22 protein-coding genes are annotated in these 25,394 nt (G+C 54.4%); 14 read left to right on the top strand and 8 right to left on the bottom strand.

Going from position 1 to position 25,394, the window contains the following annotated elements:
* Positions 1 to 13: 13 nt before the first annotated feature.
* The 6 genes from yihT to ompL all read left to right on the top strand — a co-directional run bounded on the left by yihT (position 14) and on the right by ompL (position 7,843).
* Positions 14 to 889, top strand: a complete 876-nt coding sequence (gene yihT / locus ACQG03_RS21445) for a sulfofructosephosphate aldolase (RefSeq protein WP_023298926.1) — start codon at positions 14 to 16, stop codon at positions 887 to 889.
* A gap of 14 nt (positions 890 to 903) precedes the next feature.
* Positions 904 to 2,145 carry a sulfoquinovose isomerase gene (yihS, locus tag ACQG03_RS21450; protein ID WP_063163773.1) on the top strand — a complete coding sequence of 414 codons (1,242 nt, stop codon included), beginning with the start codon at positions 904 to 906 and terminating at the stop codon, positions 2,143 to 2,145.
* A gap of 16 nt (positions 2,146 to 2,161) precedes the next feature.
* A complete protein-coding gene (locus ACQG03_RS21455; RefSeq protein WP_063163774.1) occupies positions 2,162 to 4,186 on the top strand; it encodes an alpha-glucosidase in 2,025 nt (674 codons plus the stop codon).
* Positions 4,187 to 4,231: 45 nt separating this feature from the next.
* The gene (locus ACQG03_RS21460; protein ID WP_022649848.1) at positions 4,232 to 5,614 is read left to right on the top strand and encodes an MFS transporter; all 1,383 of its coding nucleotides are present in this window, start codon (positions 4,232 to 4,234) and stop codon (positions 5,612 to 5,614) included.
* A gap of 43 nt (positions 5,615 to 5,657) precedes the next feature.
* Positions 5,658 to 7,082: an MFS transporter gene (locus ACQG03_RS21465; protein WP_022649849.1), complete on the top strand. Its 1,425-nt coding sequence runs from the start codon at positions 5,658 to 5,660 to the stop codon at positions 7,080 to 7,082.
* Between the two features lie 74 nt (positions 7,083 to 7,156).
* On the top strand, positions 7,157 to 7,843 hold the full coding sequence (gene ompL / locus ACQG03_RS21470) for a porin OmpL (RefSeq protein WP_032626918.1): 687 nt from the start codon (positions 7,157 to 7,159) through the stop codon (positions 7,841 to 7,843).
* Positions 7,844 to 7,922: 79 nt separating this feature from the next.
* Here ompL and typA read toward each other — a convergent pair whose 3' ends face one another.
* Complete coding sequence (gene typA, locus ACQG03_RS21475; protein ID WP_022649851.1) at positions 7,923 to 9,746, bottom strand: ribosome-dependent GTPase TypA; 1,824 nt, start codon at positions 9,744 to 9,746, stop codon at positions 7,923 to 7,925.
* A 377-nt stretch (positions 9,747 to 10,123) separates the two neighbouring features.
* On the opposite strand from typA, the gene glnA reads away from it, so the two are divergent.
* From glnA to ACQG03_RS21495, 4 genes are all read left to right on the top strand, one after another.
* Positions 10,124 to 11,533, top strand: a complete 1,410-nt coding sequence (glnA, locus tag ACQG03_RS21480) for a glutamate--ammonia ligase (protein WP_023298930.1) — start codon at positions 10,124 to 10,126, stop codon at positions 11,531 to 11,533.
* A gap of 167 nt (positions 11,534 to 11,700) precedes the next feature.
* Positions 11,701 to 12,750 carry a nitrogen regulation protein NR(II) gene (gene glnL / locus ACQG03_RS21485; protein WP_003861923.1) on the top strand — a complete coding sequence of 350 codons (1,050 nt, stop codon included), beginning with the start codon at positions 11,701 to 11,703 and terminating at the stop codon, positions 12,748 to 12,750.
* An 11-nt stretch (positions 12,751 to 12,761) separates the two neighbouring features.
* The gene (glnG, locus tag ACQG03_RS21490) at positions 12,762 to 14,174 is read left to right on the top strand and encodes a nitrogen regulation protein NR(I) (RefSeq protein ID WP_022649852.1); all 1,413 of its coding nucleotides are present in this window, start codon (positions 12,762 to 12,764) and stop codon (positions 14,172 to 14,174) included.
* A 111-nt stretch (positions 14,175 to 14,285) separates the two neighbouring features.
* Positions 14,286 to 14,396 carry a YshB family small membrane protein gene (locus ACQG03_RS21495; protein ID WP_017382667.1) on the top strand — a complete coding sequence of 37 codons (111 nt, stop codon included), beginning with the start codon at positions 14,286 to 14,288 and terminating at the stop codon, positions 14,394 to 14,396.
* A gap of 100 nt (positions 14,397 to 14,496) precedes the next feature.
* On the opposite strand, the gene hemN is transcribed toward ACQG03_RS21495, so the two are convergent.
* The 3 genes from hemN to ACQG03_RS21510 form a co-directional block, all read right to left on the bottom strand.
* The gene (hemN, locus tag ACQG03_RS21500; RefSeq protein ID WP_063163775.1) at positions 14,497 to 15,870 is read right to left on the bottom strand and encodes an oxygen-independent coproporphyrinogen III oxidase; all 1,374 of its coding nucleotides are present in this window, start codon (positions 15,868 to 15,870) and stop codon (positions 14,497 to 14,499) included.
* 188 nt (positions 15,871 to 16,058) lie between these two features.
* Complete coding sequence (gene yihI / locus ACQG03_RS21505; RefSeq protein ID WP_022649854.1) at positions 16,059 to 16,574, bottom strand: Der GTPase-activating protein YihI; 516 nt, start codon at positions 16,572 to 16,574, stop codon at positions 16,059 to 16,061.
* Positions 16,575 to 16,735: 161 nt separating this feature from the next.
* The gene (locus ACQG03_RS21510) at positions 16,736 to 17,029 is read right to left on the bottom strand and encodes a hypothetical protein (RefSeq protein WP_100248969.1); all 294 of its coding nucleotides are present in this window, start codon (positions 17,027 to 17,029) and stop codon (positions 16,736 to 16,738) included.
* A 125-nt stretch (positions 17,030 to 17,154) separates the two neighbouring features.
* On the opposite strand from ACQG03_RS21510, the gene yihA reads away from it, so the two are divergent.
* Positions 17,155 to 17,784, top strand: a complete 630-nt coding sequence (gene yihA / locus ACQG03_RS21515; RefSeq protein ID WP_063163778.1) for a ribosome biogenesis GTP-binding protein YihA/YsxC — start codon at positions 17,155 to 17,157, stop codon at positions 17,782 to 17,784.
* 311 nt (positions 17,785 to 18,095) lie between these two features.
* On the opposite strand, the gene polA is transcribed toward yihA, so the two are convergent.
* Entirely contained in the window at positions 18,096 to 20,888 is a 2,793-nt protein-coding gene (polA, locus tag ACQG03_RS21520) for a DNA polymerase I (RefSeq protein ID WP_022649856.1), read from the bottom strand.
* Positions 20,889 to 21,327: 439 nt separating this feature from the next.
* Here polA and ACQG03_RS21525 point away from each other — a divergent pair, with 439 nt between their 5' ends.
* Positions 21,328 to 22,236 (top strand): acyltransferase, encoded by a 909-nt coding sequence (locus ACQG03_RS21525; RefSeq protein ID WP_022649857.1) that lies wholly within the window; start codon positions 21,328 to 21,330, stop codon positions 22,234 to 22,236.
* A gap of 21 nt (positions 22,237 to 22,257) precedes the next feature.
* Here ACQG03_RS21525 and dsbA read toward each other — a convergent pair whose 3' ends face one another.
* The 3 genes from dsbA to ACQG03_RS21540 all read right to left on the bottom strand — a co-directional run bounded on the left by dsbA (position 22,258) and on the right by ACQG03_RS21540 (position 24,240).
* Positions 22,258 to 22,881, bottom strand: coding sequence for a thiol:disulfide interchange protein DsbA (gene dsbA, locus ACQG03_RS21530; RefSeq protein WP_022649858.1), 624 nt, complete (start codon positions 22,879 to 22,881; stop codon positions 22,258 to 22,260).
* Between the two features lie 27 nt (positions 22,882 to 22,908).
* On the bottom strand, positions 22,909 to 23,895 hold the full coding sequence (locus ACQG03_RS21535; protein WP_063163776.1) for a serine/threonine protein kinase: 987 nt from the start codon (positions 23,893 to 23,895) through the stop codon (positions 22,909 to 22,911).
* Positions 23,896 to 23,970: 75 nt separating this feature from the next.
* On the bottom strand, positions 23,971 to 24,240 hold the full coding sequence (locus tag ACQG03_RS21540) for a YihD family protein (protein WP_003861904.1): 270 nt from the start codon (positions 24,238 to 24,240) through the stop codon (positions 23,971 to 23,973).
* A 68-nt stretch (positions 24,241 to 24,308) separates the two neighbouring features.
* On the opposite strand from ACQG03_RS21540, the gene mobA reads away from it, so the two are divergent.
* The gene (mobA, locus tag ACQG03_RS21545; RefSeq protein WP_022649860.1) at positions 24,309 to 24,893 is read left to right on the top strand and encodes a molybdenum cofactor guanylyltransferase MobA; all 585 of its coding nucleotides are present in this window, start codon (positions 24,309 to 24,311) and stop codon (positions 24,891 to 24,893) included.
* Positions 24,890 to 25,393 (top strand): molybdopterin-guanine dinucleotide biosynthesis protein MobB, encoded by a 504-nt coding sequence (mobB, locus tag ACQG03_RS21550; protein ID WP_022649861.1) that lies wholly within the window; start codon positions 24,890 to 24,892, stop codon positions 25,391 to 25,393. The genes mobA and mobB overlap by 4 nt, the downstream gene beginning before the upstream one ends.
* Position 25,394 lies beyond the last annotated feature (1 nt).

Raw genomic sequence — 25,394 nt, forward strand, 5'->3', positions numbered from 1 at the left:
AAAGGACTGAGGAATGACGATGTACACCCTGAAAGATATCACCCGACCTTCCGGCGGTTTTGCGATGCTGGCCGTGGATCAGCGCGAAGCGATGCGCCTGATGTTTGCGGCGGCAGGCGCGCCGGTACCGGTAACCGACCAGCACCTGACGGATTTTAAAGTCAACGCGGCAAAAATTCTGTCGCCGTACGCCTCTGCCATTCTCGTCGACCAGCAGTTCTGCTATCGCCAGATTGTCGAGCAGCGGGCCGTGGCCAAAAGCTGCGCGATGATTGTGGCAGCCGACGAGTTTATTCCGGGGAACGGTATTCCGGTCGACAGCGTGGTGATCGACAAGAGCATTGACGCGCAGGCGGTCAAACGCGACGGCGGCAAGGCGCTGAAGCTGCTGGTGCTGTGGCGCAGCGATGAAGATCCGCAGCAGCGCCTGGAGATGGTGAAAGCGTTCAATACGCTGTGCCACGACAACGGGCTGTTGAGCATTATCGAGCCGGTTGTGCGTCCACCGCGCCGCGGCGCCGCGTTTGACCGCGAGCAGGCGATTATCGATGCGGCCAAAGAGCTGGGCGACAGCGGTGCCGACCTCTACAAAGTGGAAATGCCGCTGTTTGGTAAGGGCACGCAGCAGGAGCTGCTGGCGGCCTCGCAGAAGCTGAACGAGAACATCGCCATGCCGTGGGTGATCCTCTCCTCCGGCGTGGACGATAAGTTATTCCCGCGCGCGGTGAGCGTGGCGATGCAGGCGGGGGCATCGGGCTTTTTAGCCGGTCGCGCCGTCTGGTCCTCTGTGATTGGCCTGCCGGACACCGAGCTGATGCTGCGTGATATTTCCGTACCAAAACTTCAGCGTCTGGGTGAGATCGTCGACGAAATGATGGCTCGCCGTTAAGAAAGGATCCGAACATGAAATGGTTTAATACCCTGAGCCATAACCGCTGGCTCGAACAAGAGACCGACCGCATTCTCGATTTCGGTAAAAACGCCGCCGTACCGACCGGCTTTGGCTGGCTGGGCAATAACGGGCAGGTGCGTAGCGATATGGGCACCCATCTGTGGATCACCGCCCGCATGCTGCACGTTTACGCGGTGGCGGCGAACATGGGACGTCCTGGTGCGTACGCCCTGGTTGAGCACGGCATTAATGCCCTGAACGGTCCGCTGCGCGACAAGCAGCACGGTGGCTGGTACGCCTGCGTAAACGATGAAGGCGTGATTGATGCGTCCAAGCAGGGCTATCAGCATTTCTTCGTCCTGCTGGGCGCGGCGAGCGCCGTCACCACCGGCCATCCGCAGGCACGCAAGTTGCTGGACGACGCCATCGAGGTGATTGAGCGCTACTTCTGGAGCGAACAGGAGCAGATGTGCCTGGAGTCCTGGGATGAAGCCTTCAGCAAAACGGAAGATTACCGCGGCGGTAACGCCAACATGCACGCCGTGGAAGCCTTCCTGATCGTTTATGACGTGACCCACGACCGTAAATGGCTCGACCGCGCCCTGCGCATCGCCTCGGTGATTATTCACGACGTGGCGCGCAAAGGGGAGTACCGCGTTAACGAGCATTTCGACACCAACTGGAACCCGATCCGCGACTACAACATCGATAACCCCGCCCACCGCTTCCGCGCCTACGGCGGCACGCCGGGGCACTGGATTGAGTGGGGTCGCCTGATGCTGCACCTGCGCGCCGCCCTGGAAGCGCGCTTTGAAACCCCGCCGGAATGGCTGCTGGAAGATGTGAAAGGCCTGTTCCACGCCACCATCCGGGACGCCTGGGCACCCGACGGGGCCGATGGATTTGTCTACTCCGTGGGCTGGGACGGTAAACCTATCGTCCGCGAACGCGTGCGCTGGCCAATCGTCGAAGCGATGGGTACGGCTTACGCGCTCTACACCGTCACCGGTGAGGCGCAGTACGAAGCCTGGTATCAGAAGTGGTGGGATTACTGCATCAAGTACCTGATGGATTACGAAAACGGTTCATGGTGGCAGGAGCTGGACACCAATAACGAAGTGACCACCAAAGTCTGGGACGGCAAGCAGGATATTTACCATCTGCTGCACTGCCTGGTGATCCCCCGCCTGCCGCTGGCGCCGGGCTTAGCGCCTGCCGTAGCCGCCGGATTACTGGATAGCCTGGCCAAATAATAAAGACGGAGTTTTTATGCGTACCCTACACAATATTGACCTGAAAAATAACGAAAGTGGTTTTACCCTGCGCTGGCAGGACCGTCTGATTTTATCCCACTCTGCGGATGCCCCTTGCCTGTGGATCGGCGCAGGTGAGGCGGATATCGAGATGTTTCGCGGCAACTTCAGCATCAAAGACAAGCTCAACGAAAAGATTGCCCTGACGAACGCGACCGTTACGCAGCAAAGCGCGGGCTGGGCAATCCGCTTTACCCGCGGCGACGCGGTGAGCGCGACACTGCTGGTGGGCGTAGATGCTGAAGGCCGTCTGGAGCTGAAGCTGAAAAATGACGCCGCCAGCCATAACCGCATCTGGCTGCGGCTGGCAGCTCAGCCTGACGATCATATCTACGGCTGCGGAGAGCAGTTCTCGTATTTCGATCTGCGCGGCAAGCCGTTTCCGCTGTGGACCAGCGAGCAGGGCGTGGGCCGCAATAAGCAGACCTATGTCACCTGGCAGGCCGACTGCAAAGAGAACGCGGGCGGCGATTACTACTGGACCTTCTTCCCGCAGCCTACCTTCGTGAGCACCCAGAAGTACTACTGCCACGTGGATAACAGCTGTTATATGAACTTCGACTTCAGCGCGCCGGACTTCCACGAGCTGGCGTTCTGGGAAGATAACGCCACGCTGCGCTTCGAATGCGCAGAAACCTACGTCGATCTGCTGGAAAAACTGACCGGCCTGCTGGGGCGTCAGCCTGAACTGCCGGACTGGGTTTACGACGGCGTGACGCTGGGTATTCAGGGTGGCACCGAGGTGTGTCAGCAGAAGCTCGACGCCATGCGCGAGGGCGGCGTGAAGGTGAACGGCATCTGGGCGCAGGACTGGTCCGGCATCCGGATGACCTCCTTCGGCAAACGCGTGATGTGGAACTGGAAGTGGAACAGCGAGCTTTATCCGCAGCTTGACGAGCGGATCGGGCAGTGGAAGCAGGAGGGCGTACAGTTCCTCTCCTATATCAACCCGTACGTCGCCAGCGATAAAGATCTCTGCGAAGAGGCGGCGAAACGCGGCTATCTGACCAAAAACGCCAACGGCGAGGATTACCACGTTGAGTTCGGCGAGTTCTACGCGGGCGTTATCGACCTGACCAACCCGGCAGCCTACGACTGGTACAAAGAGGTCATCAAAAAGAACCTGATCGAACTGGGCTGCGGCGGCTGGATGGCCGATTTCGGGGAATATCTGCCGACCGATACCTTCCTGCACAACGGCGTTAGCGCGGAGATCATGCATAACGCCTGGCCTGCCCTGTGGGCGAAATGTAACTACGAAGCACTGGAGGAGACCGGCAAGCTCGGGGAGATCCTGTTCTTCATGCGCGCGGGCTACACCGGCAGCCAGAAGCACTCGGTGATGATGTGGGCGGGGGATCAGAACGTCGACTGGAGCCTGGACGACGGTCTGGCGTCCGTCGTACCGGCGGCGCTGTCTCTGGCGATGACCGGGCACGGGCTGCACCACAGCGACATTGGCGGCTATACGACGCTGTTCGAGATGAAGCGCAGCAAAGAGCTGCTGCTGCGCTGGTGCGATTTCAGCGCCTTTACGCCGATGATGCGTACCCACGAGGGCAATCGCCCTGGCGACAACTGGCAGTTCGACGGCGACGCCGAAACCATCGCGCACTTCGCGCGCATGACCACCGTGTTCACCACCCTGAAGCCGTATATCAAAGCTGCGGTTGCGCAGAACGCGAAAAGCGGCCTGCCGGTGATGCGTCCGCTGTTCCTGCACTACGAGGACGACGCGCGCGCCTACACGCTGAAATACCAGTACCTGTTTGGCCGCGATCTGCTGGTGGCCCCGGTTCATGAAGAGGGACGCCGCGACTGGTCGCTCTATCTGCCGCAGGACAGCTGGGTCAATGCGTGGACGGGGGAAACCTGCCAGGGCGGTGACGTGACCGTTGATGCCCCGCTCGGCAAACCGCCGGTCTTCTATCGCCAGCAAAGCGAATGGGCAGATCTGTTTAGCACCTTACGTCATATCTGATAAGGCTCGCCCGCGGGGAAACCTGCGGGCAGACGGAGAACAATAATGAGTCAACATACTTCTGACCCGGCAACCCTGCGCCTGCCGTTTAAAGAAAAACTCGCCTACGGGATGGGCGATCTCGGCTCTAACATCCTGCTGGATATCGGCACGCTGTATCTGCTGAAGTTCTACACCGACGTGCTGGGACTGCCCGGTACCTACGGGGGGATTATCTTCCTGATTGCGAAGTTTTTTACCGCCTTCACCGATATGGGCACCGGGATCATGCTCGACTCCCGGCGCAAGATTGGCCCGAAAGGGAAATTCCGCCCGTTCGTGCTGTATGCAGCCTTCCCTGTGACGCTGCTGGCGATTGCCAACTTCGTAGGCACACCGTTTGAGATGACCGGCAAAACGGTGATGGCAACGGTGCTGTTCATGCTGTACGGCCTGTTCTTCAGCATGATGAACTGCTCTTACGGCGCGATGGTGCCCGCCATTACCAAAAACCCGGACGAGCGAGCCTCGCTGGCGGCCTGGCGTCAGGGCGGCGCCACGCTCGGCCTGCTGCTCTGTACGGTGGGCTTTGTACCGGTGATGAACCTCATTGAGGGCAATGACCAGCTTGGCTACATCTTTGCCGCCACCCTCTTCTCGCTGTTCGGGTTGTTCTTTATGTGGTGGTGCTATAAGGGCGTAACCGAGCGTTACGTCGAGACGCAGCCTGCTAACCCGGCGCAGAAACCGGGGCTGTTGCAGTCGTTTCGCGCCATCGCCGGGAACCGTCCGCTGTTTATCCTGTGCATCGCTAACCTGTGCACGCTGGGTGCCTTTAACGTCAAACTCGCCATTCAGGTCTACTACACGCAGTACGTGCTGAACGACCCGATCCTGCTGTCGTACATGGGCTTCTTCAGCATGGGCTGTATTTTTATCGGCGTCTTTATGATGCCTGGCGCGGTGCGGCGCTTTGGTAAGAAAAAGGTCTATATCAGCGGGCTGGCAATTTGGGTGGCAGGCGATCTGCTTAACTACTTCTTCGGCGGCGGCTCGGTGAGCTTTGTGGCGTTCTCCTGTCTGGCGTTCTTCGGTTCCGCGTTCGTGAACAGCCTGAACTGGGCGCTGGTCTCCGATACCGTGGAGTACGGCGAGTGGCGCACCGGCGTACGCTCCGAGGGGACGGTCTATACCGGCTTTACCTTCTTCCGCAAGGTATCGCAGGCGCTGGCGGGCTTCTTCCCGGGGATCATGCTTACGCAGATTGGCTATGTGCCCAACGTGGTGCAATCCGCCGGCACGGTTGAAGGGCTGCGGCAGCTGATATTTATCTACCCGAGCCTGCTGGCGGTCATCACCATCGTGGCGATGGGCTGCTTCTACAACCTCAACGAGAAGATGTATGTGCGCATCGTGGAAGAAATTGAGCTGCGCAAACGTACGGCATAAATGACGTGATTGAGCGCCCTGCGGGGCGCTTTGAGGATCGACCATGACACACAATACTGATCCGTTAACCCTCAAATTGAGCCTGCGAGAGAAGTGCGCCTACGGGATGGGCGATTTTGGCTCGAACCTGATGCTGTGTATTGGCACGCTGTATCTGCTGAAGTTTTACACGGACGAGCTGGGCATGCCCGCGTTCTACGGCGGCATCATTTTTCTGGTCGCCAAGTTCTTTACCGCGTTTACCGACATGCTGACCGGGGTGCTGCTGGACTCCCGGCGTAATATCGGCGCGCGGGGGAAATTCCGGCCATTCATTCTCTACGCCTCCGTCCCGGTGGCGCTGGTGGCCACGGCGCAGTTTATGGCCAACGACTTTAGCCTGACAGTGAAAACGGCCCTCGCCACCGTGCTCTTCATGATGTTTGGCCTCTGCTACAGCCTGATGAACTGCGCCTACGGTGCAATGGTTCCGGCCATCACCAAAAACCCGAACGAGCGCGCGCAGCTTGCGGCGTGGCGTCAGGGCGGCGCAACGGTAGGACTGTTGCTCTGCACCGTCGGCTTTATGCCGATTCAGGCGCTGTTCGTCAGCCAGCCCTCACTCGGCTATCTGGTGGCCGCGCTGGTGTTCGTCACCGGGGGGCTGTTCTGCATGTGGTGGTGCTACAGCGGGGTGAAAGAGCGCTACGTCGAGCTTACGCCCGATCACCATAAGCCCGGCATTCTGAAATCATTCTGCGCAATTTTCCGCAATCCGCCGCTGCTGGTGCTGTGCATCGCCAACCTCTGTACCCTCGCCGCGTTTAACATCAAGCTGGCGATTCAGGTCTACTACACCCAGTACGTGCTGAACGATCTGCATCTCCTGTCGTGGATGGGCTTTTTCAGCATGGGCTGCATTCTGATTGGCGTGTTTCTGGTGCCCGGTGCGGTAAAGCGCTTTGGCAAGAAACCGGTCTATCTGGGCGGGCTGGCGCTGTGGGCGGTGGGCGACGTGCTGAATTTCTTCTGGGGGACCAGCTCCCTGCTGTTCGTGCTCTTTTCCTGCATGGCCTTCTTTGGCACGGCGTTTGTGAACAGCCTGAACTGGGCGCTGGTGCCGGATACGGTTGATTACGGCGAGTGGAAAACCGGGATTCGCGCCGAAGGGTCGGTGTATACCGGCTATACCTTCTCGCGCAAAATCTCCGCGGCGCTCGCCGGTTTTCTGCCCGGCATCATGCTGACCCAGATTGGCTACGTTCCTCATGCCGTGCAGAGCGCGGGCACGCTGCTGGGTTTGCGTCAGCTGATTTTCCTCTGGCCGTGCGGCCTGGCGATCGTTGCTGCCGTGACCATGGGGCTGTTTTATAAACTCAACGAAGCGCGCTTCGCCTTTATTATCGAGGAGATTGGAAAACGGAAAAAACAGACAGCAAATACCCCTGAGATAACCACCAACAATAAAGCGTCAGCAGTCACTTTATAACTATAAATCCGGCCAATATGTCCTTCCTGTTAATCAGGAGGGAGGCCTTTCTGTACCTGATACATGGACAAATTATGAATAGAATCATCACCGTACTGATCGTGTCGTCTGTGTCTTGCCCGGTTTTTGCCGGGGCCTATGTCGAAACGCGCGAAGCGTACAATACGGCCTCTGAGCTGCACGAGGTGATCCTGCGTGCGGGCTATAACTTCGATATGGGCGCGGGGCTGATGTTCACCAACGCTTATAACGTGGGGAAATGGGACGAACTGAAGCACAGCTATAACGAAATCGAGGGTTGGTATCCGCTCTTCAAACCGACCGACAAACTCACCTTCCAGCCCGGCGGCTTGATCAATGACAGCAGCGCAGGATCGGGTGGAGCACTCTATTTAGATACTAACTATAAATTTACGGACTGGTTCAATCTGACGTTCCGCTATCGCTATAACCATAACAATTACGATACGCCGGACTATAACGGGCAGATGGATAAAAACGACACGCACGAATTCGCCAACTACTGGAATTTCAAAGTGACGGATGCGTTTTTCTACACCTTTGAGCCGCACTTTTTCCAGCGGGTGAATGATTACCACAGCAAAAATGGCAAAGATCATCACTGGGAAATTACCAACAAGTTCAGTTATAAAATCGACAGAAACTGGCTGCCGTACCTCGAACTCCAGTGGCTGGACCGATGGAATGATTACAACCGCGAGCAGTACCGGATTCGGTTAGGGTTACGTTATTCCTTCTAATAAAAAAGCCGCTGATCGCTCAGCGGCTTTTCGTTGCCAGGTGGCGCTTACGCTTTACCCGGCCTACGGCATAACCGAATTACTCTTCTTTCGCACCGCGCATAGCACGTTTACGATCGTTCTCGGTCAGGTGACGTTTACGGATACGAATTGACTGAGGCGTCACTTCGACCAGTTCGTCATCATCGATGAATTCCAGAGCCTGCTCCAGCGTCATCTTGATCGGTGGAACCAGAACCGTTGCTTCGTCAGTACCGGACGCACGCATGTTGGTCAGTTTCTTACCGGTCAGGCAGTTTACCGTCAGGTCGTTAGAACGGCTGTGAATACCGATGATCTGGCCTTCGTAAACTTCAGCACCGTGACCCAGGAACAGCTTACCGCGATCCTGCAGACCGAACAGCGCAAACGCTACCGCTTTACCCTGACCGTTGGAGATCAGTACGCCGTTGTTACGCTGGCCCACTTCGCCCGGACGGATGTCGTCATAGTGGCTGAAGGTGGAGTACAGCAGGCCGGTACCGGAGGTCATGGTCATGAACTCAGAACGGAAGCCGATCAGGCCACGGCTTGGGATCACGTAGTCGAGACGTACGCGGCCTTTGCCATCTGGATTCATGTTTTTCAGGTCGCCTTTACGCTCACCCAGTGCCTGCATGACAGAACCCTGGTGCTGCTCTTCAACGTCCAGCGTTACGTTTTCGAACGGCTCTTGTTTACGGCCATCGATTTCGCGGAAGATAACTTTCGGACGGGATACCGCCATCTCGAAACCTTCACGACGCATGTTCTCAATCAGAACAGACAGGTGCAGCTCACCACGACCGGAAACGCGGAATGCATCAGCGTCTTCGGTTTCTTCAACGCGCAGCGCAACGTTATGCACCAGCTCTTTGTTCAGGCGGTCAAGGATCTGACGAGAGGTAACGAACTTACCTTCTTTACCACAGAACGGAGAGGTGTTGACGTTGAAGAACATGGATACGGTTGGTTCATCAACGGACAGGGCTGGCAGCGCTTCGACGTTCTGCGGATCGCAGATGGTGTCGGAGATGTTCAGTTCACCCAGACCGGTAATAGCGATGATGTCGCCCGCTTCAGCGATGTCGCTCTCGATACGCTCAAGACCCAGGTGAGTCAGAACTTTACCGACTTTACCGTTACGGGTTTTGCCTTCGCTATCGATGATAGTGACCTGCTGGTTAGGCTTCACTTTACCGCGCTTGATACGACCAATGCCGATTACGCCAACATAGTTGTTGTAGTCGAGCTGGGAGATCTGCATTTGCAGGGTGCCTTCCAGGTCAACGTTTGGCGCAGGAACGCGGTCAACAATCGTCTGGTACAGCGGAGTCATGTCTTCCGCCATGTCTTCGTGATCCAGACCGGCGATACCGTTCAGCGCAGACGCATAAACGATAGGGAAGTCCAGCTGTTCGTCAGTCGCGTCGAGGTTAACGAACAGGTCGAAGACCTGGTCAACAACCCAGTCAGGACGCGCGCCAGGACGGTCAACCTTGTTGATCACAACGATAGGTTTCAGGCCGTGGGCAAATGCTTTTTTGGTCACGAAGCGCGTTTGCGGCATAGGGCCATCAAATGCGTCAACCACCAGCAGCACGGAATCCACCATGGACATCACGCGCTCAACTTCACCACCGAAGTCGGCGTGCCCTGGGGTATCAACGATGTTGATACGGTAGTCATTCCATTTGATAGCGGTGTTTTTGGCGAGGATGGTAATCCCACGCTCTTTCTCCAAATCGTTGGAGTCCATCACACGCTCTTGAGTTTCGGCACGAGCATCAAACGTACCGGACTGCTGTAGCAGCTTGTCAACCAGGGTAGTTTTACCATGGTCGACGTGCGCGATGATGGCGATATTACGCAATTTTTCGATCACAACTTTGCCTCAGGCATTTAGAAATAGCGCGTTATTGTACACGGATTAATCGCACTACAAAACAGGATCACAAACATCCCCCGCAAACAAGTATTGCAGAGATGCTTTGTGATCGCTTTCACGGAGCGGTAAAAGGGCACTTTAACGTAAATTGCACCAATATGGTGCTCAATGTTCACACTGAAGCACTATAATGGTGCAACGAATCCAATGTGGTGCAGCCCTTCTGCACTATGGTGCGCATGATAACGCCTTTTTGGGGTGTTTTAAAAGTTGGCACAGATTTCGCTTTACAGAAATACAGTAAAAATATGGCAGCCCAGCCGATTTGAAGACCTCGTTACCACGACGACAATGACCAATCTGGAGAGTTAAGTATGTCCGCTGAACACGTTTTGACGATGCTGAACGAACATGAAGTGAAGTTTGTTGATCTGCGCTTCACCGATACCAAAGGTAAAGAACAGCACGTCACGATCCCTGCTCATCAGGTGAACGCCGAATTCTTTGAAGAAGGCAAAATGTTTGACGGCTCCTCCATTGGCGGCTGGAAAGGCATTAACGAATCCGACATGGTTCTGATGCCAGATGCAACCACTGCGCTCATTGACCCGTTCTACGAAGAACCTACGCTGATCATCCGCTGCGATATCCTGGAACCTGGCACGCTGCAAGGCTATGACCGTGACCCACGCTCCATCGCAAAACGCGCTGAAGAGTACCTGCGTTCTACCGGTATTGCAGACACCGTTCTGTTCGGGCCAGAGCCAGAGTTCTTCCTGTTCGACGACATCCGTTTTGGTGCTTCCATTTCTGGTTCCCACGTCGCTATCGATGACATCGAAGGCGCATGGAACTCTTCCACCAAGTACGAAGGTGGTAACAAAGGTCACCGTCCGGGCGTGAAAGGCGGTTACTTCCCGGTTCCTCCGGTCGATTCTTCTCAGGACATCCGTTCTACCATGTGTCTGATCATGGAAGAGATGGGCCTGGTTGTTGAAGCGCACCACCACGAAGTGGCAACGGCTGGCCAGAACGAGATCGCTACCCGCTTCAACACCATGACCAAAAAAGCGGATGAGATTCAGATCTACAAATACGTTGTACACAACGTTGCGCACCGTTTCGGTAAAACCGCGACCTTCATGCCAAAACCAATGTTTGGCGACAACGGTTCCGGCATGCACTGCCACATGTCCCTGTCCAGGAACGGCACCAACCTGTTCTCTGGCGACAAATACGCGGGTCTGTCTGAGCAGGCGCTGCACTACATCGGTGGTGTTATCAAACACGCTAAAGCGATCAACGCCCTGGCGAACCCAACCACTAACTCCTACAAGCGTCTGGTCCCTGGCTACGAAGCACCAGTAATGCTGGCGTACTCTGCCCGTAACCGTTCTGCTTCTATCCGTATCCCGGTGGTTGCGTCTCCGAAAGCGCGTCGTATCGAAGTGCGCTTCCCGGACCCGGCGGCTAACCCATACCTGTGCTTCGCAGCACTGCTGATGGCCGGTCTGGACGGTATCAAGAACAAGATCCACCCGGGCGAAGCCATGGACAAAAACCTGTACGACCTGCCGCCAGAAGAAGCGAAAGAGATCCCACAGGTTGCCGGCTCTCTGGAAGAAGCCCTCCAGGCGCTGGACGCAGACCGCGAGTTCCTGACCGCTGGCGGCGTGTTCACCGATGAAGCTATCGACGCTTACATCGCGCTGCGTACCGAAGAAAACGACCGCGTTCGCATGACGCCGCACCCGGTTGAGTTCGAACTGTACTACAGCGTTTAATTGATTTGTTTTACCCGGCGCATACGCGTCGGGAGTCGTTGCCGTGGAAACTTTAGCCCATCTTCGGATGGGCTTTTTTCTCCACCAACAACCTGATCTCACGCGCTTTTTACCTCTAAAACGCTATACTGCACTAAAATAGTGCAACGACTCCAGGAGACTGCTGAATGGCAACTGGCACGCTGCCCGATGCTGGGCAGATCCTCAATTCTTTAATTAACAGTATTTTGCTGGTCGACGACGAGCTGGCGGTGCATTACGCCAACCCGGCGGCGCAGCAGCTGCTCGCCCAAAGCGCCCGTAAACTATTTGGCACGCCGCTGCCAGAACTGCTGAGCTATTTCTCGCTGAATATTGGCCTGATGCAGGAGAGTTTGCAGGCGGGTCAGGGCTTCACCGATAACGAAGTGACGCTGGTGATTGACGGACGCTCGCATATTTTGTCCCTCACCGCACAGCGCCTGCCAGATGGCATGATTCTGCTGGAAATGGCGCCGATGGATAACCAGCGTCGTCTCAGCCAGGAGCAGCTTCAGCATGCGCAGCAGATTGCGGCGCGCGACCTGGTGCGCGGGCTGGCCCATGAGATCAAAAACCCGCTGGGCGGCTTACGCGGTGCGGCACAGCTTTTGACCAAAGCGCTGCCTGACCCTGCCCTGGCGGAGTATACCAACGTCATTATTGAGCAGGCGGACCGTCTGCGTAATCTGGTCGATCGCCTGCTCGGGCCGCAGCAGCCAGGGATGCACGTTTCAGAAAGCATTCACAAGGTCGCGGAGCGGGTGGTGAAACTCGTCTCGATGGAGCTGCCGGATAACGTCACGCTGGTGCGTGACTATGACCCAAGCCTGCCGGAGCTGGCGCACGATCCGGACCAGATTGAACAGGTGCTGTTGAACATTGTGCGTAACGCGTTGCAGGCGCTGGGCCCGGAGGGTGGCGAAATTATTCTGCGTACCCGCACCGCGTTCCAGCTGACGCTGCACGGCGTACGTTATCGTCTGGCAGCACGTATTGATGTGGAAGATAACGGACCGGGGATCCCGCCGCATCTCCAGGACACCCTGTTCTACCCGATGGTCAGCGGTCGCGAAGGCGGCACCGGGCTGGGGTTATCCATAGCCCGAAATTTGATTGACCAACACTCCGGCAAAATTGAATTTACCAGTTGGCCGGGACATACCGAGTTTTCGGTTTTCCTGCCGATTAAAAAATAAAGGTGACGTTTATGCAACGAGGGATAGTCTGGGTAGTCGATGACGATAGCTCCATCCGTTGGGTGCTTGAACGCGCGCTCACAGGAGCGGGATTAAGCTGCACGACGTTTGAGAGTGGCAGCGAGGTGCTCGACGCGCTCACCACCAAAACGCCGGACGTTCTGCTCTCGGATATTCGCATGCCGGGTATGGACGGACTGGCGCTCTTAAAGCAGATCAAACAGCGCCACCCTATGCTTCCGGTCATCATAATGACCGCCCACTCCGACCTGGATGCTGCCGTCAGCGCGTACCAGCAGGGCGCGTTTGATTACCTGCCAAAACCGTTTGATATCGACGAAGCCGTTGCGCTGGTTGAGCGCGCTATCAGCCACTATCAGGAGCAACAGCAGCCCCGCAATGCCCCCGACTTTGGACCGACGACGGACATCATCGGTGAAGCGCCGGCCATGCAGGACGTGTTTCGCATCATCGGGCGTCTGTCGCGTTCGTCTATCAGCGTCTTGATTAACGGTGAATCAGGGACCGGTAAAGAGTTGGTCGCACACGCCCTGCATCGCCACAGCCCGCGGGCGAAAGCCCCCTTTATCGCCCTGAACATGGCAGCGATCCCTAAGGATTTAATTGAATCTGAGCTGTTCGGCCACGAAAAAGGGGCGTTTACCGGAGCCAATACCATTCGTCAGGGACGCTTTGAACAGGCTGACGGCGGCACGCTTTTCCTGGATGAAATCGGCGATATGCCGCTGGATGTACAGACCCGACTGTTGCGCGTGCTGGCAGATGGACAGTTTTACCGCGTGGGAGGGTATGCGCCGGTGAAGGTGGACGTACGCATTATCGCCGCGACGCACCAGAACCTGGAGCTGCGCGTACAGGAGGGGAAATTCCGTGAGGATTTATTCCATCGTCTGAACGTGATCCGCGTCCACCTGCCGCCGCTGCGCGAGCGTCGGGAAGATATCCCGCGTCTGGCGCGCCATTTCCTGCAGGTGGCGGCCCGCGAGCTGGGCGTGGAAGCCAAGCAGCTTCATCCGGAAACGGATGCCGCCCTCACCCGTCTGGCGTGGCCGGGCAACGTGCGTCAGCTGGAAAACACCTGTCGCTGGCTGACGGTGATGGCCGCCGGCCAGGAAGTGCTGATTCAGGATTTACCGGCAGAACTGTTTGAAGCCACCGTGCCCGAGAGCACCGCAGGACATACGTTGCCGGACAGTTGGGCAACGCTGCTGGCGCAGTGGGCAGATCGCGCTCTGCGTTCCGGTCATCAAAACTTGCTCTCTGAAGCCCAGCCTGAAATGGAGCGCACGCTGTTGACCACCGCGCTTCGTCATACCCAGGGCCACAAACAGGAAGCGGCTCGCCTGTTGGGATGGGGTCGAAACACCCTGACGCGCAAGCTGAAAGAGCTGGGAATGGAGTGATCTTACTCCGCTGTGTAAAGGTTACTAATTGAGCGCAAAGTGCCGTTATTTTGCGCTTTACTGTTCCGATGAGTTTTGTATGATCGTGCCCGGAAACTGGAGGGGTGCATCATGCTGGAATCATTAGTGACCTTGCTTTCGAGCGGTGCAGCAGAAAGCCACACGCCACAAACTGCCGTTGCGGCGGTATTGTGTGCGGCACTGGTTGGGCTGTTTAGCTAACGAGCTGTCGATGAAAAGCCGGGTGGCGGCTTCGCCTTACCCGGCCTACATAAGTGCGAGTTGTAGGCCGGGTAAGCGAAGCGCCTCCCGGCATTGCAACTTAAATCACGCGCGAGAACTGCTGTAAACGCGCTTTCTGGCGCAGATAGGCATCGAAGCACATGCAGATATTACGAATCAACAGACGCCCCTTCGGCGTGACGACCACCGCGCTCTCCGACACATCCACCAGCCCGTCCTTCGCCAGCGGCGCCAGAAGCTTCAGGTCTTCGGCAAAGTAATCGCTGAATTGCAGATCCCATTGCGACTCCACCTCGCGGAATTCGAGACGGAAGTTGCAGATAAGCGCCTTAATCACATCACGACGGATGCAGTCGTCGCGCGTTAACGCAATGCCGCGCCACAGCGCGTTGCCCGTTTCATCAACCTGCTGGTAATACAGCTTCAGCTCTTTTTGGTTCTGGGCGTAGCAGTCGCCAATCATGCTGATAGCGGAGACACCCATTCCGAACAGATCGGTATCTCCCTGGGTGGTGTATCCCTGGAAGTTACGATGGAGAACACCTTCGCGCTGGGCAATCGCCAGTTCGTCGTCAGGGCGGGCAAAGTGATCCATCCCGATAAACTGATAGCCGGTTTCGGTCAGCGAGGCGATGGTCTCCTGCAAAATGTCCAGCTTCTGCTGGGCGGAAGGCAGATCCGCATCTTTGATTTTGCGCTGCGCGGCGAACAGCGACGGCAGGTGCGCATAGTTAAAGACGCTCAGACGGTCCGGGTTGAGCTCAGCCACGCGTTTAAGCGTGTAGGCGAAGCTCTCCGGCGTCTGCTTCGGCAGGCCGTAAATCAGGTCTATATTCGTTGAGGTAAAGCCGATCTCACGCGCATGGTTGAGTAAGGCAAAGATAAACGCTTCGTCCTGCTCCCGGTTGACCAGGCGCTGCACTTCTTTGTTGAAGTCCTGTACGCCCATACTCAGGCGGTTGAAGCCTTCGGCGCGTAAATGATCCAGCACATCCAGCTCGATTTCACGCGGATCGACCTCGATCGAAATTTCAGCGTCGTCGTTAAAACTGAAACTGCCGCGCAGAAGCGCCATCAGGCGGCTGATCTGCGCTTTGTTCAGATAAGTTGGCGTACCGCCGCCCCAGTGAAGCTGGCTGACGTGACGGCCTTTAAACAGCGGTGCGCGGTGCAGAATTTCCTGTTCAAGCGCATCGAGGTATTGATCGGCTTTGTGCTGCTGGCGGGTAACGATCTTATTGCAGCCGCAGAAGTAGCAGAGCTTGTGGCAGAACGGAATATGGACGTAGAGCGACAGCGGGCGCTCGGGATAGCGCGCCACAGCTTGCTGAAAATCCGCCTCGCCGAAAGCGTCAGAAAACTCCAGCGCGGTGGGGTATGAGGTATAACGCGGCCCGGAATAGTTATATTTCTGGATCAGGGCCAAATCCCAGTCGATAGATGGTACAGACATGCTCACTCCTTCCGTTGGTGTCGCGTTCGTATACGGCGGCCCGTTCTGGTCCCGTTGCGGGCCATCATTCGGGTGCGCAGCCACTTCTGTCGCCGCGACAACCGCCGTAGTTTAACGAATAACCACACCAGATAACATATAACCGGAAGGGTTATAAGCAGGACGAGTGTACCTGCCGGGTGCAAATGTTAGTTTCCACCTTTCAGCAGACGCATCATATCTTCCTGCTTTTCGTCTTCCTCTTCGTCTTCTTCATCATCGTAGGACAGACCCAGCTTCTGCATCAGTTCATCAATGCGATCCAGTTTGGCATCTACCCAGGACTGCTCTTCAGCGGTCAGGGTTTCACCCTCTTCAAGACGTTCCAGCAGCGCATCCAGGCGCTCATCGTTCTCCAGCATATCCAGCTCAGCCTGCGGTGAAAGCATAGGTTTCTCGCTCTTTGGTTTGTGCTGCTTAGTGACCGGCGTGTCTGTCACGCCCAGTGGAATGGGAGTTTTACTGCCGATACGAGGATCTTTCTGCTGTTTGCCTTTTGCAGAAGCGCCTGCGGCACCGCCACCGTTAGCACGGCTACCCGCAGTATGGCCACGATGCTTTTTATCGCGTTTGCGATCGCGCGCTTCCTGATTCAGTTCTTCGCGCGTTTTGCGGCGTGCTTTTGCAGGGCGTTTCGCGCCCGCAGCGGAGGTCGGTTTTTTCATGATGTTTTATCTTTAAGTCGTTTTCTTCAGTATAGAATTGCGGCGAAATCTAGCAGAAAGCAAGCAAAGAAAAAAGGCGACAGAGCAATCTGTCGCCTTTTTTCCTGACTCACAACCCTTAACGGGTCAGACATTCCCTGTTTGCCTTCAACAAACCCTGTTTATCCCTTGGCTACTACCGTCCGTGATACGGTTCCGTTTCCTGTTAAAAACGCCTCCAGGCGCCGGTCGTCCTGACAATCCTGAGTCTTCGCCTCCTGGCGCTCCTGACCCTTATCCTTAAGTCGTTTTCCTGCTGGCATCCTCGCCTTGACGCACACTTTACCTTGTTCTCTTAAACTAACAAGCAACGAAAAGGTACTAAACCGGATTTTCAGATAATTACTCATTAATAACTCTTTGAATTTTAATATTTTGAGTTTTTTAGCGCCTGCGATTTCTCTTAAATTTCTCATACGCTTAAGGGCAGATCTCTTACATTCCGTAGGGCTTTCACTTACACGTCAATGACGAAGGGAAAAGCCTTTTGCCCGCATTCAGGTATAATCCCCCGCAGATTACGATTTTTGGAGACGACCACGTGACTACCTGGAACTACCAACAGACGCATTTTGTCACCAGTGCGCCCGATATTCGCCACCTGCCCTCAGACACAGGGATTGAAGTGGCATTTGCTGGCCGCTCCAATGCGGGAAAATCCAGCGCCCTGAATACGCTGACCAATAAGAAAAACCTGGCGCGTACCTCAAAAACACCTGGCCGTACTCAGCTGATTAACCTGTTTGAAGTGGCTGAAGGCAAACGCCTGGTCGATTTACCGGGCTACGGTTACGCGCAGGTACCGGAAGAGATGAAGATCAAATGGCAGCGCGCGCTGGGTGAATACCTGGAAAAACGCCTGTGTCTGAAAGGTCTGGTGGTGCTGATGGATATTCGACACCCGCTAAAAGATCTCGACCAGCAGATGATTGACTGGGCGGTGGCAAGCGATATTGCGGTGCTGGTGCTGCTGACAAAAGCGGATAAGCTGGCGAGCGGCGCGCGCAAGGCGCAGGTGAACAAGGTGCGTGAAGCGGTGCTGGCATTCAACGGTGATGTACAGGTTGAACCGTTCTCCTCGCTGAAAAAGCAGGGTGTGGACAAACTGCGACAGAAGCTAGACAGCTGGTTTAACGATCTGGAACCGGCGACAGAAGCGGAAGCAGAGTAACAACAGGCGCGGCGATGACCGCGTTTTTTTCGCCCGGAACTTTCCTTCCCGCAATAAAAAACGCCCCAGTCATTACTGACTGGGGCGGCTAAAATATTCAGCCAAATCCGATTACGTGAAGTAAAAGGTCTGAAAGATAGAACATCTTACCTCTGTACCCTACGTCGTTAACTCTACTCTTTTTTTGTCTCTTGAAAAAGCACTTTTTGTAGTTTTTTTTCATTCTTTACATAGGGAATTCTAATGATCGTCACAAAACGCGCGTACTTATGTTGCTTACTTACATAAAACGCGCGTTATTCCGATAACGCTTAGTGAGCCTGATCCCAGTTTTCGCCGCTACCCACTTCCACCAGCAACGGAACGTCCAGCTTCATGCTGTTTTCCATCAGTTCATGGATCTTCTGAGAGACCTTTTCCAGGTCGTCTTTATGGACTTCAAATACCAGTTCATCGTGTACCTGCATGATCATTTTCACGCGCGGTTTCTCTTTTTCCAGCCAGGCATCAACGGCGATCATCGCGCGTTTGATGATGTCTGCCGCAGTGCCCTGCATCGGGGCATTGATAGCAGCACGTTCAGCGCCAGCACGGCGCGCGGCGTTGCTGGATTTGATGTCCGGAAGGTAAAGACGACGGCCATCCAGCGTTTCAACGTAGCCTTTCTCTTTCGCCTGCGCGCGGGTACGCTCCATATATTCCAGCACGCCCGGATAGCGCTCAAAGTAGAGATCCATATACTTCTGCGACTCTTTACGCGGAATGTTGAGCTGGCGTGAAAGGCCAAATGCGCTCATGCCGTAAATAAGGCCAAAGTTAATCGCTTTAGCGCTACGACGCTGTTCGTTTGTCACGCTGTCCAGCGGCAGGCCAAACACTTCGGCAGCTGTCGCCCGGTGGATATCCTTCCCTTCGGCAAATGCCGTCAGCAGGCCTTTGTCACGCGACAGGTGCGCCATAATACGCAGTTCGATTTGCGAGTAGTCTGCGGAGACAATCAGATAATCCTCTGGCGCAATGAAAGCCTGGCGTATACGGCGGCCCTCTTCATTACGCACCGGAATGTTTTGCAGGTTAGGATCGGTTGACGAAAGCCGCCCGGTCGCCGCTACAGCCTGGTGATAGGAGGTGTGCACGCGACCCGTTTTCGGGTTGATCATCAACGGCAGTTTGTCGGTATAGGTCGATTTCAGCTTGGCCAGACCACGGTACTGCAGGATAACTTTTGGCAGCGGATAGTCCAGCGCCAGCTCTTCCAGCACCTCTTCAGAGGTTGAAGGCGCGCCGCCCGGCGTTTTCTTCAGCGGTTTGATACCCTGCTTTTCAAACAGGATGGTTTGCAGCTGTTTCGGTGACGACAGGTTAAATGCCTCTCCAGCAAGTTCATGCGCTTTCTGTTCAAGCTCGGTCAGGCGCTGCGCCAGCTCGCCAGAGTGATTATGCAGCACCGTTGGGTCGATTTTGACGCCGTTACGCTCAATGCGGGACAGCACAGGCACCAGCGGCATCTCAATGTTCTGGAAAACATTCAGCGGCCCTTCGTGCTTCTGCAATTTCGGCCACATTTTGAGATGCAGCTGTAGCGTAACATCAGCGTCTTCCGCGGCGTAGCGGCCTGCTTCTTCCAGCGCGATCTGGTTAAAGGTCAGCTGATTTTTGCCCTTACCGGCAATTTCTTCAAAGGTGATGGTTTTGTGTTTCAGCCAACGATCGGATAAGGAATCCATATCATGGCGGCCCGCCACGCTGTCCAGAATGTAAGATTCCAGCATGGTGTCAAAAGCGATACCACGCAGTTCAATGCCGTAGTTTTGCAGAATACCGCGGTCGTACTTCAGGTTTTGCCCGACCTTCAGCGCTTTCTCGTCTTCCAGAATCGGCTTCAGCAGTTCTAAGGTGCGCTCGCGCGAGATCTGCTCCGGCGCATCCAGATAGTCATGCGCTACCGGAACATAGGCTGCCATACCCGGCTCCGTCGCGAATGACAGGCCCACCATATTGGCAGATATGTTATCGAGACTGTCCGTTTCGGTATCGAACGCAAATACCGGTGCTTTTTTCAGCTTTTCAATCCAGGCGACGAGCTGCGACTCCTCAAGGATGGTTTCATAGTTATCGAATGAGAGCGCTGCCGCTTCTTCTTCTGCCTGCTCTTCGGCATCGACAACGATAGTTTCTTTCGGCTTCGCCGCAGCTTTTGCCCCTTTCGCCTGAAGCCATTTCCCGGCTTCGACATCCGTGGTCCAGCGTTTAAATTCGTATTTTCTGAACAGGCCAAGCAGTTCTTCTGCGGCGGGTTCCTGCACTTCAAGCTGGTCGCAGGTAAGCTCCAGCTCGACGTCGGTTTTGATGGTGGCTAACTGATAAGAGAGGTAAGCCACCTCTTTGTTATCGGCGAGCTTTCCGGCCATGGTTTTTGCACCACGGAAGGTAAGTCCGGCAATTTTGTCGGACTCAGCGTACAGCGTATCCAACCCACCTAACCCTTGCAGCAGCGCCTGAGCTGTTTTTTCGCCCACGCCCGGCACGCCAGGGATGTTATCCGAGGAATCCCCCATCAGGGCGAGGAAATCAATAATGAGTTCTGGCGGCACGCCATATTTGGCAACCACTTCTTCCGGGCCAAGAATGGTGTTGGTCATGGTATTAATCAGCGTGATCCCAGGTGTTACCAGCTGCGCCATGTCTTTATCACCGGTACTGATCAGCACCGGACGGCCAGCCTTTTCAGCTTCGCGCGCCAGGGTGCCAATAACGTCGTCAGCCTCAACGCCCGAGACAGCCAGCAAAGGCAGCCCCATCGCTTTGACCATAGCGTGCAGCGGTTCAATCTGCGCACGCAGATCGTCAGGCATGGGAGGACGGTGAGATTTGTAATGCTCAAATAATTCATCGCGGAAGGTTTTCCCCTTCGCATCAAACACCACGGCCGCATGGGTTGGGTGGTATTGCAGAATCAGGCTGCGCAGCATATTCAGCACGCCGTACATTGCGCCGGTAGGTTCCCCTGCGCTGTTGGTCAGAGGAGGAAACGCATGATACGCCCGATAAAGGTAAGAAGAGCCATCGACGAGTATAAGTGGGTTTTCTGGGATCTGAACCATAATGTCCGTGCCTTTAATTAATTTATGGGTAAAGGATGCCACAGAAGGATGAAAACATCAGGTTTTAGCGCTTTATACAGAAAAAGATTTTGCGATCGTGAAGATCGCTCGCAAAAACAAACTGTGGATAAGTTTGTGCATATTTTTAATACAGGTGAATAACAGTTCTATAAAACTGATACTGAAAACTTATTTATCAAATAAAATCAATTAGTTGAAATTAGATCACTTAAGATCCCACCCCGCTGATGGTTATTTAGTCTATGTGGATATAAGACGTAAGCACCCTGTCTATATAGAAAATTTCGCTGCATGGCAGGAAAAGCCGCAGCCTCTTCGTGTGAAAGCGCCCTGGTCTGGGCCAATATCTGATAAGATCGGCGCCCAGCACCGGATAGCCGGCTGCTTAATTACAGCTAACTATCTGAAAAAATTCATTATGTCGAAAATACTCGCTGCGATAACCTTATTGCTAAGCGTCATTTTAACTATTCTGGTTACCATCGCCTGTTCTGTGCCAATCATCGTTGCCGGAATAATTAAGCTCCTGCTGCCCGTCCCTCCGGTATGGCGTGCAGTGTCTGCTTTTTGTAATTTTATGATGTACTGCTGGTGTGAAGGGCTGGCGATCCTGTTGTATCTGAACCCCTGGTTAAAGTGGGACGTTCAGGGCCTCGAGAAGCTGAATAAAAAGAACTGGTATCTGCTGATCTGCAATCATCACAGCTGGGCCGACATCGTTGTATTGTGCGTGCTGTTTCGCAAACATATTCCGATGAACAAATACTTTCTGAAACAGCAACTGGCATGGGTGCCTTTCATTGGTCTGGCCTGCTGGGCGCTGGATATGCCGTTTATGAAACGCTATTCACGCAGCTATCTGATTCGTCATCCGGAACGCCGCGGTATGGACGTGGAAACTACGCGCCGTTCTTGCGAGAAGTTTCGCGCGCATCCCACCACCATAGTTAATTTCGTCGAAGGTTCGCGCTTTACCGAAGAGAAGCGCCAGCAGACTCGCTCTCCGTATCAGCACCTGTTGCCGCCAAAGGCAGCGGGTATCGCAATGGCCCTCAACGTGCTGGGTGAGCAGTTTGATAAATTGTTGAACGTAACGCTCTGCTATCCGGAAAACGACAGGACGCCGTTCTACGATATGCTCAGCGGCAAGCTGACGCGTATCGTAGTCCGCGTTGATCTGTTGCCCATCGATACGGAACTGCACGGTGATTACGTTAACGATAAAAACTTCAAACGTCGTTTCCAGCTTTGGCTCAATACACTCTGGAAAGAGAAAGACGAACAGATAGCGGAGTTAAAATCTTCATACAAAAACGCCGGTCAATGACCGGCGTTTTCTTTATGTTTGTTACTTCATCTCAACCAGGTGTTTCACGGTATCAGCGTACTGTTGTACGAAGATATCCATACTGGTGGTGTCCATACCACGCATATTTACCTGGTATTTACCGTTAACATACATCGCTGGCACGCCCTGCAACTGGAAGTCAGCGGCAGCTTTTTCCTGCTGTGCCACGAGAGATTTCACCACAAAACTGTTCCAGGCAGCGTCGTAGTCTTCACCTTTCACACCGGCATCAACAAACACTTTACGGATATCTGCCGTAGTTTGTACGGTCTGGGTTTTCTGTACGGCTTCAAACATAGGCGCGGTGATCTTATCTTCCACACCCAGCGCAATCGCAACCGCCCATGCCTGAGTCAAATCTTTACCCAATGGGCCAAGGAACTCAACGTGGTATTTCGTCATTTTGGTGCCTTCCGGCAGCTTTTTCTTCACGTTGTCAGAAACATGAAGTACCTGCTCAAACTCGTAGCAGTGCGGGCAGTAGAAGGAGAAGAACTCCAGCACCTGAGGCTCGCCAGCTACAGGCTTGTCCAGCGTAATGTACTGCTTGCCGTCGGTAAACTGCGCAGCAGTTGCGCTAAATGCCAGAATCATACCAGCCAGCGCCAGCCAAATTTTTTTCATGATTAACTCTCTCCTGGGTGTGTCCAATTAATACATCGGCGTTAATTGCAGAGGGGGTTCCTGTAGAACCTTAACCTGCTCGGTAAATGTGGATATCTGGTTGCGCCAGTAATCCTCCCCGGTAAGCCAGGGGAAATTTCGGGGAAAAGCCGGGTCTTCCCAACGCCTGATTAACCACGCGAGATAATAAACAAATCGCATCGCACGTAAAGGCTCTATCAGGGCAATTTCGTCTGAATTAAAGGGGCTAAATTCTTCATAAGCTTCAATTATGGTCTCAAGCTGCATGCGCTGCTCGGCTTTATCACCGTTGAGCAGCATCCACAGATCCTGCACCGCAGGTCCCATACGAGCGTCATCAAGATCGACAAATAGCGGGCCGTCGCGCCAGAGAATATTCCCGGCGTGGCAGTCACCGTGCAGGCGTAGAGCGGTAATATCATCCCGCCAGCAGGCTTTTACAGCATCAATAAGCTTATCGGTCGCCGTGAGGAAATTATTCTTAAGCGCCTTTGGGATCAGCGCCGATGTTTCGAATACCTCTCGCGGCTCAATAAGATATTCCTGAACACCAATCGTCGGTCGGGCAACAAACGATTTTTTACGTCCCGTCTGATGAATGCGCCCCAGATAACGGGCAACCCATTCCATCTGATCGATATTATCTGCCTCAAACTGTCTTCCGCCCAGGCTCGGAAATACCGCGTAGTAAAAACCCTGATGGGTCAGCAGCGTTTGGTTATTAAATTTGAGCGGTGCCGCAACGGGAACATCGTCATCCAGCAGATCGTGGGCAAACTGATGCTCTTCCTGAATTTGTTCTGCGGACCAGCGCTGTGGCCGGTAAAACTTTACGACAAAGCGCTGGCGCTCTTCGTCCTGAAATTGGTAGACACGGTTTTCGTAGCTGTTTAAAGGGGTTAACCCGGAATCCACCCGAATACCCTGCTCGAACAGCGCATCCATAATGGTATCCGGGTGTAGTGTCTGGAAAGTAAAAGCCTGGTCGTTCATCCGATCATCCGGAAATTATACGAATGATTCAGGATATCATCTTGTGGCGATTTCGGTGGCTCCGCTTACAAGCTTTTACTCTTTAATTACGCCTCGGGCGCGCAGTAATGCGGTTTTAAAATCCTCTTCATAATCTTTCTGAATACCAGGAATAACAGCATCTTTAGCCGAGTCACGCATTTTGAGGTGGTAGATCAGGATGTCGTCAGAAAGGTCTGCCAGTTCGCCATCAAAACCTGACTCTTTCGCCAGTTTCTGTAAAAATTGCATCAGATTCAGCTCTGGCTCTTTTTGCCAGGCCGGCTGGAGAAGCTCAATGACTTCATTAAGACGTTTACATTTCATGGTAGTGCTCCTTTCATTTAGAAAGACACGTTAGCAGGGTCAATCCCACAATAAAAGAGGCGATATTCGTGAATCAATGCCAGGAAATCATCGGGGTCGTTCTAGCCGGAGGCAGGGCAACGCGAATGGGCGGAAAAGATAAAGGTCTTCAGCTCCTGAACAACACCCCCTTATGGCAGCATGTTGCTGATACCCTGGCAAATCAGGTGTCGTCGATGGCGATCAGCGCTAACCGACATGTTGATATTTATCAGCGCAGTGGATATCCGGTTTATCAGGATAAGCTTGTGGACTACCCCGGCCCGCTGGCGGGAATGCTTTCCGTTATGCAGCAGTCGCACGGAGAGTGGTTTCTCTTTTGTTCATGTGATACGCCCTTCATCCCGTCCTGTCTGGTTGAACGTCTGGTGCAGCGGTGCGAGGGTGCTCCCGTCGTCTGGGTACACGACGGCGAACGCGACCATCCGACGATCGCATTGATTAATCGCTCGTTAATATCTGCGCTGGAAGATTACCTGGCCGCAGGAGAGCGACGCGTCATGGTATTTATGCGCCAGTCGGGAGGGCATTCCGTTGATTTCAGCGACATGAAATCGGCGTTTGTGAATGTAAACACGACGGAAGATTTGCAGATGATGCAGGAGAAGAAATGATACCCGTATTAGCGATCTCTGCCTGGAGCGGCACCGGGAAGACTACGCTGCTAAAAAAGCTGATACCTGCACTTTGCGCTAAAGGTATTCGTCCCGGATTGATTAAGCACACGCACCATAACATGGATGTCGATAAGCCGGGGAAAGATAGCTATGAGCTGCGTAAGGCTGGCGCTGCACAAACGATGGTGGCGAGTAACCAGCGCTGGGCGTTAATGACAGAAACTCCGGATGAAGCACCGCTGGATCTCGCTTATCTTGTCAGCCGGATGGATCATTCCACGCTGGATCTGGTGCTGGTTGAGGGGTTTAAGCACGAGGCTGTTGCGAAGATCCTGCTGTTCAGAAACGGTGCCGGGCATGATGTAAGTGAGTTAACGCTGGATGAACATGTGATTGCTGTGGCCAGTGACGCTGCGTTGACGCTGGAAGTACCGGTTCTGGATTTGAATAATGTGGAGGGGATTGCAGAGTTTATTTTGGCGTGGTGTGCAGTCTGAA

Origin of the sequence: Enterobacter cloacae complex sp. 342H5 (assembly GCF_050030905.1) — a bacterium.
GTDB classification, from domain to species: domain Bacteria; phylum Pseudomonadota; class Gammaproteobacteria; order Enterobacterales; family Enterobacteriaceae; genus Enterobacter; species Enterobacter intestinihominis.